The organism is Streptomyces lucensis JCM 4490, from assembly GCF_014650035.1.
In the GTDB taxonomy this organism is placed as follows: domain Bacteria; phylum Actinomycetota; class Actinomycetes; order Streptomycetales; family Streptomycetaceae; genus Streptomyces; species Streptomyces lucensis.
This window is the reverse complement of sequence record NZ_BMUE01000007.1, coordinates 139,022-153,734: the sequence shown is the minus strand read 5'-3', so window position 1 is coordinate 153,734 and position 14,713 is coordinate 139,022. Positions and strand designations below refer to the sequence as shown.

The following is a 14,713-nucleotide window of genomic DNA, read 5'->3' as shown; positions in this document are numbered from 1 at the left end:
GGTCGCCCTGAGCGGGAACTGGCACAGCGACGAGCCGGCGCCCTTGCTGCTGCGGCCGGCCGAGGCCATCCGTCCGCACGTGGACCCCGAGTCCATCGTCGCCTGGGGTGTCACGAGCGGCGCAGACATCTACTGCTGGCTGACCACGGCCGACGATCCCGACCCATGGCCCGTGCTCGTCTTCGGTCGGCGCACGAGTCCCACCGCTCAGGTCCACCCATTCGCAGGGCGGAGCGGTTGCCCTCGCTTACTGCAACGAGCCCGGCATCCCCACGGGGAACGCCGGGCTGTGTGCTGCTGCGATGCGTTACCGGTTCCCGCGCGGCCTGTCCCCCGGGAGGGACGGGTTCCGGAGGCCTCTGGCGCCGGCACGGGTCGAGATCCTCACCGGCGGCATGCGGGTCAGGGGTTGGGGCTCTTGTCCGGGTGCAGGCAGTCCCACGTCTTGGGGCCGACGATGCCGTCCGTGGTGATGTGGCACCGGCCCTGTGCCCAGATGACGGCGGCTTTGGTGGCGGCACCGAATTGGCCGTCCTCCTGAAGGTGCCGACCGTAGATGTTCAGCAGGCATTGTGCGTGGGTGACGGCCTTCCCGGTGTCACCGGGGTAGAGGTTGGGGTGAGCCCGGTCGTAGGGACAGGCGCTTTCCGAGGTCGGCGCAGCCGGTACGGAGGCGGGAGAGGCGATCGCCGGTCCGGCGGCAACGGCTGCGGCGCCGAGCGCGAACGCCGAGACGACGAGCCCGGCTCGCCTACGCAGGATCATGGACATGGATCTTCTCCTTCTTCACAGCGGGGTGATGGGAATCGGCCTTCGGCGCCTGGACGTCGCCGAAGCCGGTATCGGATGGGACGGGCTGGGCGTGTCCGACGGTGAGCGAGGCCCTACACCGCAGCGTGCGGTGGGGGACGCACCCGTCGGCTGTCTCTCTTCGCCGGCGCGGGACCGCTCAGCAGCGGGCGATCCCGGGACGAGGGTCGGAGCCGGTGTTGATGTACTGGCCCGGGGTGTACCCGTCGACCCAGTACTCGCCCTCGAACGTCGTGGTGTTGTACCAGATGGAGTTGCCCGACACCCGCTGACCGACGTAGTAGCAATTGAGCCAGAGCGGCTGCCCCTTGAAGAGGTTCCTCTTCACTCGGCAGGTCGTCTTGGCGCAGGTGTACTGCTTGGTCGCCTGGGTCGTGAAGTAGGTGTCGTCGCTCGCGACGGACACCGCCGCGGACGGTTGCGCAAGGGCGAGCACTCCCGCGGTCACCAGGCCGCCCAGTATTCCCGCCGACTTCATGACAGCCTTCATCAGTCGCGACTCCTTCCAGCTCCTGGTCTCTGTCCGGCCCGTCATCGGATGCGGCGCCCAGCCGGCGCCACGGGGTGTGCCGGCGTGCTCCACGGGCCGGCCGGCCGACTCCGCATGCCGCGTGATGGGGGGCCGCCGATGACAACCGCTCAGAGCCTCCCGGCGACGGCGAGCGCCCACAACCCACCCAGGCGTTCGCGTACGTTCGGAACAGTCCCGAGCACCCGTCGAACGCTGGCGCACAGCAAGCGGAACATGGCTGAAAGCGCGGGGAGTTGACGGATTTGCCGGAAGCGCCCAGCGCTGAGGCCCCGTTACGGTGGGATCGTGGTACGAGGGGCAGAGAGCGACGGCGCCGAGCCGCCGCCTGGAACGCCGCAGCCGGAACGGCCACGCACTGCCGAGGAGTTCACAGCGGCGTTGCGTGCCCTGCGGATCTGGTCCGGCCTGTCCTATCGGCAGCTGGAAGGGAAGGCCGCCGCGCGCGGGGACACGCTGGCCTCCAGCACGATGGCGACCGCCCTGGGGCGCGCGACACTGCCCCGTGAGCCGTTCGTCGCCGCGTTCACCCGCGCCTGCGGACTCGGTGAGGCCGATACCGAGCGGTGGCTCGACGCTCGTCGACGCCTGGCCATGGCCGAACAGTCCTCCGGTCCCCGTACCGACGTCGAGCCGCCCGGAGCCGACGAGCAGGCGGCACCCGAGACGGCACAAGCCGACCGTGAGTCACGGTCCACACACCGGCACAGCCTCGTCCGCTTGATCGCGGCCGCCGCGATCGGCGCCGGTGCGGCCCTGGGCGTACAGACACTGGTTTCGTCCGCATCCGCACCACACCGCACGACGATCGACGCCCGCCCGGTGCAGGGCTTGGCCATACTCGCCGTCGGCAGCTGGGCACAGATCCACCCGGCTCGTACCCCACGGCTGTGTGTCACCGAAGGACGAGACCGGACGCATCACTACGCCACGGCCATCGCGGCCCAGTACCCCTGCACACGAGCCGTCCTGCCGCACACCTACATCGAACCCGTCGGCGAGAACCTGGTCGAGATCCAGTGGCACCATCCGAAGTACGGCATCGGCTGCCTGACCCTCCTGCGCGACGGCCCCGGCCGCGGTCTGATCGAACCTCGGGACGACTGTGCCGAGGACGATCCCACGCAGCAGTTCCGCGTCGAACCCATCGGCCCGCCGGCCTCAGGACACTTCCGTCTGCGCCCCGCCGCCACCGGCCAATGCCTCTCCGTCCGCGACCAGGACACCGTCGAAGGCGCCGAAATGGTTCAGGGCCGCTGCTCAGGGGCCCGCGACCAGGAGTTCCTCATTACGTTGACCCCGCCAGCGTGACGACGCTCACCGACGGCGAAGCAGCGCGGGGCTTCCCGCGAAGCGGCCGGCCCTGACCCCGGCGACCGCGACCTCGTGGTCCGAATCGGACAGGGCTGCAGCCCCGCAGGTCAACACGAGTCACTGGAAAGGTGAGTCGGGCGGGGGGAGTCGGACGGTGCCCTCCCGGTCGACGGATTCGACGCCGTCGACCGCCTCCACGGCCGGTAGGCGATCCTCCGTGACAGTACCGGAGAGCGTGCCGAGCTCCGGCTGCTCGCTCGTGACCGTCAACCCCGCCTGCCGCAGGGCCCGCACCACCTCCGCGAACCGGTCGGGGTCGACCGCGAAGATGACCCCGACCGGCGCGGACCGGGGTGACTCGCTCACGGGGCCTGGAGCAGGCCCGCGCCGACGTCCCGGACGGGTTGTGTCAACGGGAACGCGCCTGACTTCAGGCTCGCCACGAGATCGGCCGCGGAGGCGTTGGAGTTGGCCTCGGCCAGCAGGGCGAGGACACCGGCAACGTGCGGCGTGGCCATGCTCGTACCGCTCATGGTCTGGTACCCGCCGCCGGGAGCGGCCGATCGCACGTCCCTGCCGGGCGCGGCGATGTTGATCTCCCCGCCCTGGCCATTGATGCCACCGTTGGAGAAGAACGACGGCGTGATCGACTTGTCGAGCGCCGCCACCGCGATGATGGACGGACAGTTCGCGGGTCGGCTGACGGGCAGAATGCTCGGAGGGCGGTTGCTGTCGTTGCCCGCGGCCGCGACGATCACCGTCCCGCGCTCGAGCGCGCGGCGGGCCAGGATTTCATACGTCTGCGGGAACAGCTCACCCGGTCCGACCGGAGCGCCGAGCGACAGCGAGATCACGCGCGCGCCCTGGGCGATGGCCCAGGCCATGCCGGCCAGGATCTGACCGTCAGCGCCGCTGCCCTGGTTGCTGAGGACTTTCCCGACGAGGATGCGGGCGTCGCAGGCCACGCCGTAGCGCGGTGCTTGCTGAGGGTTCTTCGGTCCGGCGACGGTGCCGACGCAGTGGGTGCCGTGGCCATGACCGTCCTCCACCGCCTCGCCGACCACGAAAGACATCGTGCCCTCGACACACCGGACCAGGTCCGGGTGGGTGGTGTCCACGCCGGTGTCGAGGACGGCGACCTTCACGCCGCGTCCGGTCAGGTCGGTCAGGTTGGCCCGGATCGCCTGCAGGCCCCAGGTGAAGCTCTGCTCGTCCGAGGCCGGGCCCTGGGCGGCGGCGATTTCGGTCCTCGTGTGGCAGGCGACCACGTCCTCGTCGCTGCGGTAGGCCGGGAAGAACTCAGTCGGCGCCTGCTGCGGAGCGGTGATCGGCATCGCGTACACCATGCGCTCCGGCTCCGCCGCGATGATCGACGGCTCCGCCTCAGCGGTTGTCACCAGCGTGTGGCGCTGGTCGGGCCGCACCTCGACGACGGCGGCTCCGAGTTCCTCGAAGTGCACCGACACGTCGGGGCGTTCGAGGAGTTCGGCGGCGTTCGCGGCCTCGGCGCCCCGGACGCGTTCGACGGACGCGATCCCGGCGGAGGAACGCAGGGCGTTCAGGCCGCTCTCCTGGTCGCTCGGGTCGAGCAGGACCACGTACCGGCCGGTGTACTCCGTACCAGGGCCCGTGACGGAGCCACTGGGCCGATCGGGCGGCCCGCCGAAGACGCGCCTGTCCGTGAAACCGTTCGCCATCGCATTTCCCGCTTTCTCTGCGCCCCCCTGCTTCGTGGACACGCGCCGAGCCACGGAGGGACGGACGTGACCGGCGCCAGGAGGGGGGAGGCACGGTTCAGTCCTCTTCCGACGCCTGGTGCCGTCGCCTGTAGCGCTGTCCCGTGCAAGGTCGTCGGCATCCCCCGCTTAGACCGTGGCATCGGGTACGGAGGCGCGCAACTCAGCGCCGTCCCCCAGCGGGCCTCTGACCCGGCGCGCATCCGCAGGTGCCGTCGACGCCGTCGTCGGCGACCCCTGTCCCCGTACCAGGACGGCCGCGGCCAGGCGTGCGATCGCGTCATCGCCGGTCGGGGAGCATCCCCTGCCGAGGCGGCGACCGGGTCGGCCGGAACCGCCCGCACTGCGCCTGATGCCGGCATCCGGCCGTGCCAGCGGCAGCGGCGTCCCCCGCAACGGCCGCGGGCTCGACCACCCCGACGGCGGCCATCCCCGGATCAGGAGGCTCGTCCTACCGGGTGGAGGAAGCCACCGGCCCCCGGGCGATCAGGACGTCGGCTTCGTGGTGCCAGCCGAGGGAGGAGTAAAGGCGCCGGCCTTCCTCACTGGCGATGAGAAGACCGGTACGGGCGCCCTGGGACACGGCGGTCTCCGCCAGAGTGCTCATCACGGCGCGGCCCAGTCCGCGTCGGCGGTGCGCCGCGTCCGTCTCGATGCGGTCGGCGATCGCGTCGGCGCCGACCACGGCGACAGCGCCGCGCGCAGCCACCTCTCCGGTGGGGCCACGGAGAGAGACGGACGTCACCGGTCCCTCCGTGCGCACCTCGCGCTCGTACGGTGCGCCGGGTGCGTGCCGCGGGTGCTCGGTCAGATCAGTGGTCATGAACCACTCGGACCGGCGGAGCAACTCCAGCCCGGCCGCCGCGAGGACGGCTTCGACGGTGCCCGGGCGCAGCGTGGGTACCGTGAGCCAGGTGGTCTGCCGCGCGACGGCGACGCCTGCCGCCAGCCGGGCCAAGGACTCGGGCCTCTCGTCCGCACACAGCGCGAACACCTCGACCTCACGGCCCGGTTGGTCGCACTTGGACCGCAATCCGTCCCCAGCGGGCTCGACCGGCTCGGCCTCGGGCAGGGAGCGCGCCACGGTCCAGCCGTCCAGCCAACGTCGTATCAGCTCTGGTTCGATCTTCGCCATCCGGCGATTCAAGCATGACGGCAACCATCGGACGGGCGAACCGACCGGCCACTGTCGTCCTCCCGCCCTGCCTCAGACCGTCGGGTCCCAGAGTCCGCCGGCGTCGTCGCGGGCGAGGTGTTCGGCGTAGACGCCGACCTTCCAGGCGATGACTGAGCGGCACTCCTCCAGCGTCCGGATCTGTGCCTCGATGCGCTGCTGATGCGTGTCGAGGAGTCGCAGCCGTTCCGCCTCGTTGCCCGGGCCATGCCGTACCAGCTCGGCGAACCGTTTGAGATCGGCCAACGGCATGCCGGTTCCGCGGAGTTTGACGCAGATCAGCAGCCAGTCGACATCGGCGGTGGTGTACCGTCGCCGCCCGCCTGCCGTGCGCTGGACCGGTCCGACCAGCAGACCTTCGCGCTCGTAGAAACGCAGTGCGTGCACGCTGAGTCCGGTCCGCTCGGCCACCTCGCCGATGCTCAGCGGCTCCGCGTCGGTGTCGACAGTCGCCATGCCGCCCAGCCTAGGACTTGATCTAGACCTCGCTCTAGTTTCTAACGTCTCCGACATGACAATCATCGATCAGCAGCCGCTCGGCTCGCTCTTCTCCGGCACGAGCACCGCCGAGGACGTCGTCGCAGGCCTCGACCTCTCCGGTGCCACCGCCATCGTGACCGGGGGCTACTCCGGACTCGGTCTGGAAACCACCCGAAGCCTGGCGGCCGCCGGGGCCCGGGTCATGGTTCCGGCGCGCCGGCCCGGCCCGGCCCGCGCCGTTCTCGCGGACGTGGAGGGATGCGACGTCATCCCCATGGACCTGGCGGACCTCCACAGCGTGCGCGCCGCCACCGCACAGATCAGTGACTCCCTCGACAAGCTCGATCTCCTCATGGCCGTCGCCGGCGTCATGGCCACCCCGGAGTGGCGCGTCGGGCCCGGGTGGGAAGGCCAGCTCGCCGTGAACCACTTCGGACACTTCACTCTCGCCTGTGAGCTCTACCCGCTCCTGGCCGCCGCCGGCGGTGCGCGCGTCGTCGTCAACAGCTCCGCCGGGCACACCTTGACCGACATCCGGTGGCACGACCCGCACTTCCGCACGGGCTACGACAAGTGGCTGGCCTACGGCCAGGCCAAGACCGCCAACGCCCTGTTCGCCGTACAGCTCGACGCCATTGGGCGCAACGACGGTGTGCGGACGTTCGCTGTCCACCCGGGCAAGATCATCACCCGCCTCCAGCGAGAGATGACTCTTCAGGAACAGATCGACCGTGGCTGGGTGGACGGGCACGGCACCGTGATCGGCGCCGGCTTCAAGACGCCCTCGCAAGGCGCCGCCACCGGCCTGTGGGCCGCCACCTCCCCGCTTCTCGACGGCCGCGGCGGGCTTTACCTCGAGGACTGCGACGTCGCGGGCGTCACCGCCCCCGCCGCGCACATGGACGACGGCGGCGTCCGCGCCTACGCCGTCGACCCCGGCGCAGCCGCACGACTGTGGGAACTGTCCGTCGCGGCGACCGGCGCCACCCCGATCACGCGATGAGCTTCCTACGACCTCACCGTAGTGCTGACCGTTCGGTGGGTGCCAGCCGCAACCTGTGAGGGAGCCTGGCCCAGCGTTTCGAAAGGGTCGGCAGCACCTCCTCGCGCCAGCGTCCGGAAAGCCGCAGGCGCTCCAGGTGGTCGTCGATGTGGGCTTCGTCGGTGAAACGTGCGAACCATACGAAGACCTCCTCGTCCAGCCGTACCGGCAGTGCCGGGAAGGTGTTCGGGGAGTGTTCCGACTGCAGGTACGCCAGTGGTTCACCGCCGGTCTCGGCCAGTACAGGTCGCACGCGCTGCTCGAAGAACTCGACGAACGGTGTGTCGAACGAGCGGTGCCCGTACCAGATCGTGGCGAGGAAGAGCGACGGCGGCGACGGCGCCGGCTCGCCAGGGGCCGGCCGGGCGCCGTCCGTCACGGGGAACCCGCCGCGCGCCGAGGCCGGCCGCAGTAGCAGCACGTCATCGGAGTCGATCATCGTCGCGTTCGCCTCGTCGCGGTGCGCCTGCCAGACCGGCCCGCCGTAGAAGCTCTCCAGGGCCCTGGCACGGCGTGGCATGTCTTCGAAGCCGCGGAGCCAGACGAACCGGTCGGGATCGTCCAGGTCGCGGAACTGCCCCAGGACGGTCGCACCCACTGACTCCTGGGACTCGACGAACTCCCGGTCGAAGAGATCGACCAGTACGTCTCGCCGTCCTGGATGCAGCGTGTACTGCCGCAGTTCGACGACCGGACACCGTAGGGCTTTCACCAGTCCTAACTCCTCGTTCAATTGTTGGAACAGACTTTGTTACAACAAGCGGTGCACTGCCGCCTGGCTACCGGCACGCCGGCTAGTTCACCAGCGTCTCGCGAAGTACGTCGGCGATCGACGTGTGCGCCAACTCCTGCCGCATGGCACGCTCGACGCGGCCGTAGACGCCGCCCAGGGCCGGCCGGATGCCTCGGCCGACCGGACACTCCGCATTGGGCTCGCTGCGGTGCAGGCCGAACGGTGGCTGCGCGTCGACTGCGTCGTACACCTCGAGCAGGGTGATTCCCTCGGGGTCCCGGGCCAGGCTCCAGCCTGCGCCGGCGCCGTGGCGGACCTCTACCAGACCGGCCCGTCGCAGGTCGCCGAGGCTGCGCCGGATGACAACGGCGTTGGTGTTGACACTGGCCGCGACCTGCTCCGAAGTGAGAACCTCCTGGCCCTGGCGCTGCGCCAGCGCCAGCCAGGCCAGCACGTGCGTCGCGATGGTCAACCGGCTGTTCGCCGCCATCACTCCCCCTCAATCCCTGTAACAGTCTCTGTTACATCCAATCCTGCGGTCAAGCCACATGAATCGACCAGAGCTCGCAGAGCTCGACGCGGTAAGACCCGCCGGGTGCGCCCCGCGCCGGCCCGACGCGCGTCGTCACCGACCAGCCTTCACGCTCGGGCGGTGAGTGAAGGCGCCCCGGTAGGCGGCCGGGGTCATGCCGATCTGGCGGCTCAGGTGCTGGCGGAGTGACTCGCCGGAACCGAGGCCGCTGCGGCGGGCTACATGGTCGACGGTGAGGTCGGTGGTCTCCAACAGCTCGCGGGCCCGCAGCAGCCGCTGCTGAAGCAGCCATCGGAACGGGGTCACACCGGTCTCGGCGGCGAAGCGCCGGGTCAGGGTCCGCACACTGACCTTCGCCTGACCGGCCAGGTCTTGCAGAGAGATCGGCTGGTCAAGGTGCTGCAGTGCCCAGATGCGCGCCGCGTCCAATGAGGAGTCGGTCTCGGCCGGCAGGGGGGTCTGCACGAACTGTGCCTGCCCACCGTGGCGGACCGGGGTGACGACGGCGGCGCGAGCCGCGGTGTTGGCCGTGGCCGCTCCGTAGTCGCGGTCGATCAGGTGCAGGCACAGGTCGATCCCTGCGGCCGAGCCCGCACCGGTGACGATCCGTCCGTCCTCGACGAACAGCCGGTCGGCATCCACGCGTACTGCGGGGAAGGCGCGCTGCAGTTCCTCGGCCAGAGCCCAATGGGTGGTGGCGACACGGCCGTCGAGGAGCCCCGCCTGGGCGAGGACGAAGGCGCCGCTGCAGATCGAGGCGACGCGCTTGCCCGCGGTGGCCGCCTCCCGCAAGGCGTCCAACGCGGCCGGCTCGGCGTCGTGCCGACTGGCGGTCGAGGGGACGATCACGGTGTCCGCCGCCGCGACCGCGTCGAGCCCGTGCCGGATCACCACGTCGATACCACCGGAGGCGGTGACCGTCCCGGGCACAGCGGTGCACACCGTCACCTCGTAGCCGGGGCGTCCGTCGGGCTCGGCGGCGCCGAGCAGCGTCGCCGGCATGGACAGGTCGAAGGGCTTGACCGCAGGGACGGCCAGGACGGCGACACGATGCATGGCTGGATCCTTGGATCTCATGGCTTTCAGGCCACTGACCCTACCCTGCGGCCGGGCGGCAGAGTTGGGCGAGCGGTCGGGCCCTCCGCGAATCACGTCTCCCCTTCGGGGAAACGATCCATTCCTGTAGTGAACGGAGACTGATCATGAGTGAATCAGCGGTCATCGGGGCAGGTGCGACCGGAGTCGCGACCGCCAGACAACTGGCCGGCAGTGGCGAGCGGGTCCGCCTCATCACCCGCAGCGGCAGTGGTCCCGACCATCCCGGCATCGAACGGATCGCGTTGGACGCGGGCCGCACTGACGAGCTGGCCGAGGCACTCGACGGAGCGGCCACGGTCTTCAACGCCGCCATGACGGCCTACCACACCTGGCCGGAGACCATGCCCCCGTTGTTCGCCTCGATCCTCGCCGCGACCGAGCGAGCCGGCGCGGACTACGTGATGCTCGGCAATCACTACGGCTACCAGCAGACCGCCGGGCCGGTCACCGAGCGCACCCCGATGGCCCCGCACACCCGAAAGGGCCGGGTGAGGGCCGACCTGTGGCGCCTGGCCAAGAAGGCCCATGACGAAGGGCGGCTGCGGGCCACTGAGGTGCGAGCCGGCCAGTACCTGGGCCCGGGCGCGGTCTCGGCGTTCACACTGCTGGTCGCGCCCCGGGTCCGTGGGGGTGAGCTGGCTCTCGTCCACGGCGACCCCGACGCGGCGCATGCGTTCTCGTACACCGAGGACGTCGCAACGGCGCTGGTGACGGTCAGTGGTGACGAGCGGTCCTGGGGACGGGCCTGGCACGCCCCGGTCATCACGACGACCGTGCGCCGGGCCGCGTCCGACCTCGCCGAACTGCACGGAGCGCCCCGACCGCGGTTGGAGCCGCTCACGGAACGGGACTTGACGCTGCTGTCCTTCACCGATCCACTGTGGCGGGAGTTCGCCGAGATGAGCTACATGTCCGAGCGGCCGTTCCTCGTGGACGACAGCGATATCCGCGACACCTTCGGACTGAAGCCCTCGACGCTCCGCGAAGCGCTGGCGGCCTGATGCCGCGGTGGGCGGGCCGGGGCGCCCCGGCCCGCCCACGACGGGAGGTGAGCGCGCGAGGCTCGACGATCACCCTGAGCGGTCCCCGACCCGACCCGGATATGCCCCTGACAGGGGCACCACATGGACGACGGTGCGCCTAACGTGACGGACGTGCCCCGGCCGGCTCCGCACGCCTGACACAACCGCTCGCTGCACGAGGAGAGTTCATGCTGTTGGAGGGCAGGTCCGCATTACGGCGAATCGCCGCGCGGTGCACGGCCATGGCGGTCGGAACCGCCACGGCGGTCACCACCGGCCTCGCCGGCGCTCCGGCGGTCCACGCATCACCGTCTGCCACAGGCGCCCTGCACTGGGCACCGTGTGACGACCCGGAGAGGCCGGGAGCCGAGTGCGCCACTCTTTCGGTGCCGGTCGACTGGGACCACCCGCACGGGCCGAGACTCGACCTGGCCGTGGCCCGCCGCAAAGCCACCGACCCCGGTGCACGCGTCGGCTCGATGGTGTTCGGCCCCGGCGGGCCGGGCGACTCGGGGGTGGACATGGTGGTGCGCCGCATCAGCCGGTTCAGTCCCGAGGTCCGCCGCCGGTTCGACGTCGTCAGCTTCGACCCGCGCGGTGTGGGCGGCAGCAACCCGGTGACCTGCTCGGGCGGCCTGCTTGCCGAGCGGCCGTCGCCGGTGCTCAAGAGCCAGGCGGACTTCGATGCAACCGTGGCGTACAACCGGCGGCTCCGGGCCGACTGCAGGGCCCGCACCGGCCCGGTGTTCGACCACCTGGACACGACTCAGACCGTAAGGGACCTGGACGCCCTCCGGGCCGCCCTCGGCCAGCCGAAACTGACCTTCCACGGCAGCTCGTACGGCACACTGCTCGGGGCACAGTATGCCGAGACATACCCGCGTCGCGTGCGCGCGATCGTGCTCGAGAGCGTCATGGACCACAGCGTCCCCACCACCCGTGACTTCCTGCAGTCCGAGGCGGCCTCGGCACAGGATTCCTTCCAGGAGTTCGTCAAGTGGTGCGAAGGTGCCGCAGGCTGCGCGCTCCACGGCCGCGACGTCCACGCCGTCTGGCGGGCCCTGTTGACGCGGGCCGGTCGAGGGGAGTTGGAGGACCCGGCGAAGCCGGGCACCTCGCTGTCACCTCCGGACCTGGTCAACAAGATCGCGTTTCGGAAGTTCTACGAGGCCGACTACGCGGGCCTGGCCACGGTGATCACCCAGATGGACGCACGCAGGCCGCTGCCCGCGTCACCCGTCTCGACAGCACCGCTGCCTCCGGCCACGCCGGTCTTCTGCTCGGACTGGCACCTGCCAGTGCGCGACTACCGGGAGTACGCCTCACTCGTCGCCAACATGAACACGACCGCGCCCGACCTGCCTTACCTGCTGCCGATCCAGATGACAGCGGCGTGTCTGGGCGCGCCGACCGCCAACCCGCAGCACCGCCTGGACGTACACGGCGCCCCGCCGATCCTGCTGTCCAACGCGCTGCACGACCCCGCCACCGGCTACCCATGGGCGGTCTCGGTGGCCCGGCAGCTCGGCCGCAGCGGCGTGCTCCTCACCTACGAGGGCCAGGGGCACGGCAGCGTCACCAGCGGCTCGTGCATGGAGGACACCGTGGACGGCTACCTCACCGACCTGGCAATCCCACCACGGGGTACCAGCTGCCCCTCCGTGCCTTCCCGACGGCTTGCCGATCAGGATCCGGACGTCGGGCACAGGCCGGCAGCCTGGCCTGCCGTCAGAGTTGCCGGATCAGCATCCAGGTGGCGAAAGCCAGAAAGAGAGCGCCCGTCACCCGCCCCACCGCATAGCCTTTTCGAGTTGGTTCGGTCCCCTCGGGATTCTTGACCCAGCCCCGCTGCATGCGGCTGTTCAAGCGCCACAGCGACTGAGGACGGAAAACCTGAACGAGGCCCAGGATCAGGAACAGGCACAGAGTCAGGACAAGGGCAGGACTGGAATCGCCGCCTTCGGACGAGGCCCGCACTGTCGCACTGTGATCCATGGGAACCGGATGCCCTGACGCCTCCCCGGCAGACGACGTCCGACAGGGCCGCCGGACATGGACCGCAGAGCGTCCCCGTGTACGGCATCGGCGCGCAAGGCGTCGGCTGAGTATTCGCGAAACCGCCCCGAAGAAGTACCCCTTCGTGCCACTCTGTCCCCCTTCCAGCACTTGAGTACTTCCAGAGGGGGGACGGGGCGTGGACCGTCACGGGAATCTCATCGAGGCGACCGTTCGGCTGTGGCACGACGATTCGGCCGGGAGGGGCATGTCCGAGGCCGAAACGGTCGCATTGGTGCAGGAGTTGGCGGAGCTCGCGCTGCATCGCGTCGCGCCGCTGCCCACGGGTCCGGCTCCGGTGGGCACCAGGTCTGCCGGCGCCTGGGAGGCCGCCGCGCTCGTGATCACCCTGCGGACCGGGCCGGCACTGGTGCGTTCGTTGATCGAGCTCCTGCAGGACTGGGTGCGGCGCCGCGACTCCGGCTCCATCGAGGTGAAGCTGGGCGAGCACGAACTCCGGCTCACCTCCACCGGACGCGCCGAACAGCGCGAAGCGATCGAGCGCTTCTTCACGTCCGTCGAGCAGGACGGGGACGCGGCCCGGCCGCGGGAATCCGGTGACCGTGGCTAGGCGGGCTCTCGTCGTGACGACCTCGCGCTACGACGATCCGCGACTGGAGCATCTGCCCGGGGCGGACGCGGACGCGATGGCCCTCTCCGAGGTTCTGAAGGACGGGGCGATCGGGGGCTTCGCGGTCGACGTCCTCAAGGACCGGACGCGCGACGAAGTGGCCCGGGGCGTGCAGCGCTTCTTCACCGCGGCGGCCCCCGAGGACCTTCTGCTGCTCCATCTCTCCTGCCACGGCCGCAAGGACTCCCGGGGCCGGCTGCACTTCGCCGCCCGGGACACGGAGGTCGACACGCTGGAAGCAAGCTCGGTCGACGCCGACTTCCTCAACGACCGCATGGAGCAGAGCGCGTCGCAGCAGATCATCCTGCTCCTCGACTGCTGCTACAGCGGCGCGTTCGTCAAGGGCATGCGCACGCGCGCGGGCGAGCATGCCGTCGACGTGGCGGGCAACCTGGGAGGCCGCGGCCGCTTCATCATCACCTCCTCGACCTCGCTGCAGTACAGCTACGAGGACGGTGAGCGCAGCCGAGACGGGGCCAAGCCGTCGGTCTTCACCACGGCTGTGGTGCAGTCGCTGCGCCACGGCACGGGCGACCGGGACGGCGACGGTCACGTCGGTGCCGAGGAGTTCTACCGGGACGTCTGCGACCGCGTCAGGCGGATCCTGCCCGATCAGACGCCGACCCTCAGCGTCAACAGCGCGATCGGCGACCTCGTCGTCGCCTTCAATCCGGCGGGGCCCAGACCGAACCGTCCCGCCGCGGTCGAGCCGGTCACCGCGACTGCCCACGAACCGGTCGCGGTCACGCCCTCGACGGACTACCCGTTCGACCCGGTGAAGGGTTCCGGATACGACATCGGCGAGGTCATGAACCACCTCAGGCAGGTCATCGACCTCATCTCGGACCCTCGGCGAACCATGCCGGTCCAGCCGCCCTTCTTCCCCGAGGTGTCGGGCAAAAGGGATATCGGCTACGACAAGCAGCAGGTGGACGCCCACATCCTGCGCCACCTCGTCGAACCCGCCGACTTCGAGATCGCGTTGAGTCGACTGCTGCGGGAGCAGCGTGTCGCCCTCATCGACGAGGGCACGCTCGGGGGGCGCGGAGTCACCAGGCTGCGGGAACGGTGCCAAGTCGTCGGCTGGGAGCGGCTGGTCGGACACGTCAGGACGGGCCGCACCGTGGACTCGCGGTGGGCGGTGGCCTATACGAGCACACATCTGTGCGTGCTCGACGCGACACACCTGCTGCGGATTCCGTACCGGGAGTTGTCATCGCTCTCGGTCTCCTCCACGAGCCGGTGGGAGACCTGGTCGGGCAGCAACGACCAAGCGGGGTGGGGCGGGGAGACGGAAGTGGTCACCACCACGGTCCGCTTCGGCCCTCAGAAGGCGGTGTTCGAGGGGTTCTACGGAGAGCTGATGCGCGACGCCCTCAATGACTTCGTCGCAGCCATGGTCGACCTCCGCAAGCGCCACCCCGACTGGTTCGCCTGAAGAGCTCGCGCGTGGCAGGCGCACCGGGTCCCTATGACAGGGGTGTGGGATGTGTGAAGTGAGGAGGATCACGTTCCGCTCATCGCATCCCTTTGCGCCTTTCCCGAGTCGGATCAGCA

The 14,713-nt window shown here is 70.1% G+C and carries 16 protein-coding genes; 6 read left to right on the top strand and 10 right to left on the bottom strand.

Going from position 1 to position 14,713, the window contains the following annotated elements; all coding sequences use genetic code 11:
• Nucleotides 1-402 precede the first annotated feature (402 nt).
• Both IE177_RS17890 and IE177_RS17885 read right to left on the bottom strand, forming a co-directional pair.
• Nucleotides 403-771: a peptidoglycan-binding domain-containing protein gene (locus IE177_RS17890; protein ID WP_190016360.1), complete on the bottom strand. Its 369-nt coding sequence runs from the start codon at nt 769-771 to the stop codon at nt 403-405.
• A gap of 178 nt (nt 772-949) precedes the next feature.
• A complete protein-coding gene (locus IE177_RS17885) occupies nt 950-1,300 on the bottom strand; it encodes a hypothetical protein (RefSeq protein WP_190016359.1) in 351 nt (116 codons plus the stop codon).
• Between the two features lie 420 nt (nt 1,301-1,720).
• On the opposite strand from IE177_RS17885, the gene IE177_RS17880 reads away from it, so the two are divergent.
• Nucleotides 1,721-2,650, top strand: a complete 930-nt coding sequence (locus tag IE177_RS17880; protein WP_190016358.1) for an XRE family transcriptional regulator — start codon at nt 1,721-1,723, stop codon at nt 2,648-2,650.
• Nucleotides 2,651-2,770: 120 nt separating this feature from the next.
• Here IE177_RS17880 and IE177_RS17875 read toward each other — a convergent pair whose 3' ends face one another.
• The 4 genes from IE177_RS17875 to IE177_RS17860 form a co-directional block, all read right to left on the bottom strand.
• Entirely contained in the window at nt 2,771-3,019 is a 249-nt protein-coding gene (locus IE177_RS17875; protein WP_190016357.1) for a hypothetical protein, read from the bottom strand.
• On the bottom strand, nt 3,016-4,350 hold the full coding sequence (locus IE177_RS17870) for a S8 family serine peptidase (RefSeq protein ID WP_190016356.1): 1,335 nt from the start codon (nt 4,348-4,350) through the stop codon (nt 3,016-3,018). Before IE177_RS17870 ends, IE177_RS17875 begins: the two co-directional genes overlap by 4 nt.
• A gap of 490 nt (nt 4,351-4,840) precedes the next feature.
• Nucleotides 4,841-5,524, bottom strand: a complete 684-nt coding sequence (locus IE177_RS17865) for a GNAT family N-acetyltransferase (protein WP_190016355.1) — start codon at nt 5,522-5,524, stop codon at nt 4,841-4,843.
• Between the two features lie 72 nt (nt 5,525-5,596).
• Nucleotides 5,597-6,019: a MerR family transcriptional regulator gene (locus IE177_RS17860; protein WP_190016354.1), complete on the bottom strand. Its 423-nt coding sequence runs from the start codon at nt 6,017-6,019 to the stop codon at nt 5,597-5,599.
• Nucleotides 6,020-6,074: 55 nt separating this feature from the next.
• Here IE177_RS17860 and IE177_RS17855 point away from each other — a divergent pair, with 55 nt between their 5' ends.
• The gene (locus IE177_RS17855; protein WP_190016353.1) at nt 6,075-7,046 is read left to right on the top strand and encodes an SDR family NAD(P)-dependent oxidoreductase; all 972 of its coding nucleotides are present in this window, start codon (nt 6,075-6,077) and stop codon (nt 7,044-7,046) included.
• 13 nt (nt 7,047-7,059) lie between these two features.
• Here the strand turns inward: IE177_RS17855 and IE177_RS17850 are convergent, their stop codons facing one another.
• The 3 genes from IE177_RS17850 to IE177_RS17840 form a co-directional block, all read right to left on the bottom strand.
• On the bottom strand, nt 7,060-7,797 hold the full coding sequence (locus IE177_RS17850; protein ID WP_190016352.1) for an NIPSNAP family protein: 738 nt from the start codon (nt 7,795-7,797) through the stop codon (nt 7,060-7,062).
• A gap of 82 nt (nt 7,798-7,879) precedes the next feature.
• On the bottom strand, nt 7,880-8,308 hold the full coding sequence (locus IE177_RS17845) for an Rrf2 family transcriptional regulator (RefSeq protein ID WP_190016351.1): 429 nt from the start codon (nt 8,306-8,308) through the stop codon (nt 7,880-7,882).
• 135 nt (nt 8,309-8,443) lie between these two features.
• Nucleotides 8,444-9,406, bottom strand: a complete 963-nt coding sequence (locus tag IE177_RS17840; protein ID WP_190016350.1) for a GlxA family transcriptional regulator — start codon at nt 9,404-9,406, stop codon at nt 8,444-8,446.
• 146 nt (nt 9,407-9,552) lie between these two features.
• Between IE177_RS17840 and IE177_RS17835 the strand changes: the two genes are divergently transcribed.
• Nucleotides 9,553-10,449, top strand: coding sequence for an NAD-dependent epimerase/dehydratase family protein (locus IE177_RS17835; RefSeq protein ID WP_190016349.1), 897 nt, complete (start codon nt 9,553-9,555; stop codon nt 10,447-10,449).
• Between the two features lie 209 nt (nt 10,450-10,658).
• Entirely contained in the window at nt 10,659-12,308 is a 1,650-nt protein-coding gene (locus tag IE177_RS17830; RefSeq protein ID WP_190016348.1) for an alpha/beta hydrolase, read from the top strand.
• On the opposite strand, the gene IE177_RS35585 is transcribed toward IE177_RS17830, so the two are convergent.
• Entirely contained in the window at nt 12,199-12,465 is a 267-nt protein-coding gene (locus tag IE177_RS35585) for a DUF6199 family natural product biosynthesis protein (RefSeq protein WP_308431569.1), read from the bottom strand. The genes IE177_RS17830 and IE177_RS35585 overlap by 110 nt on opposite strands.
• 268 nt (nt 12,466-12,733) lie before the next feature.
• Between IE177_RS35585 and IE177_RS17825 the strand changes: the two genes are divergently transcribed.
• Both IE177_RS17825 and IE177_RS17820 read left to right on the top strand, forming a co-directional pair.
• On the top strand, nt 12,734-13,096 hold the full coding sequence (locus IE177_RS17825) for a hypothetical protein (RefSeq protein ID WP_190016347.1): 363 nt from the start codon (nt 12,734-12,736) through the stop codon (nt 13,094-13,096).
• Complete coding sequence (locus tag IE177_RS17820) at nt 13,083-14,594, top strand: caspase family protein (RefSeq protein WP_308431568.1); 1,512 nt, start codon at nt 13,083-13,085, stop codon at nt 14,592-14,594. The genes IE177_RS17825 and IE177_RS17820 overlap by 14 nt, the downstream gene beginning before the upstream one ends.
• The last annotated feature ends 119 nt before the right edge of the window (nt 14,595-14,713 follow it).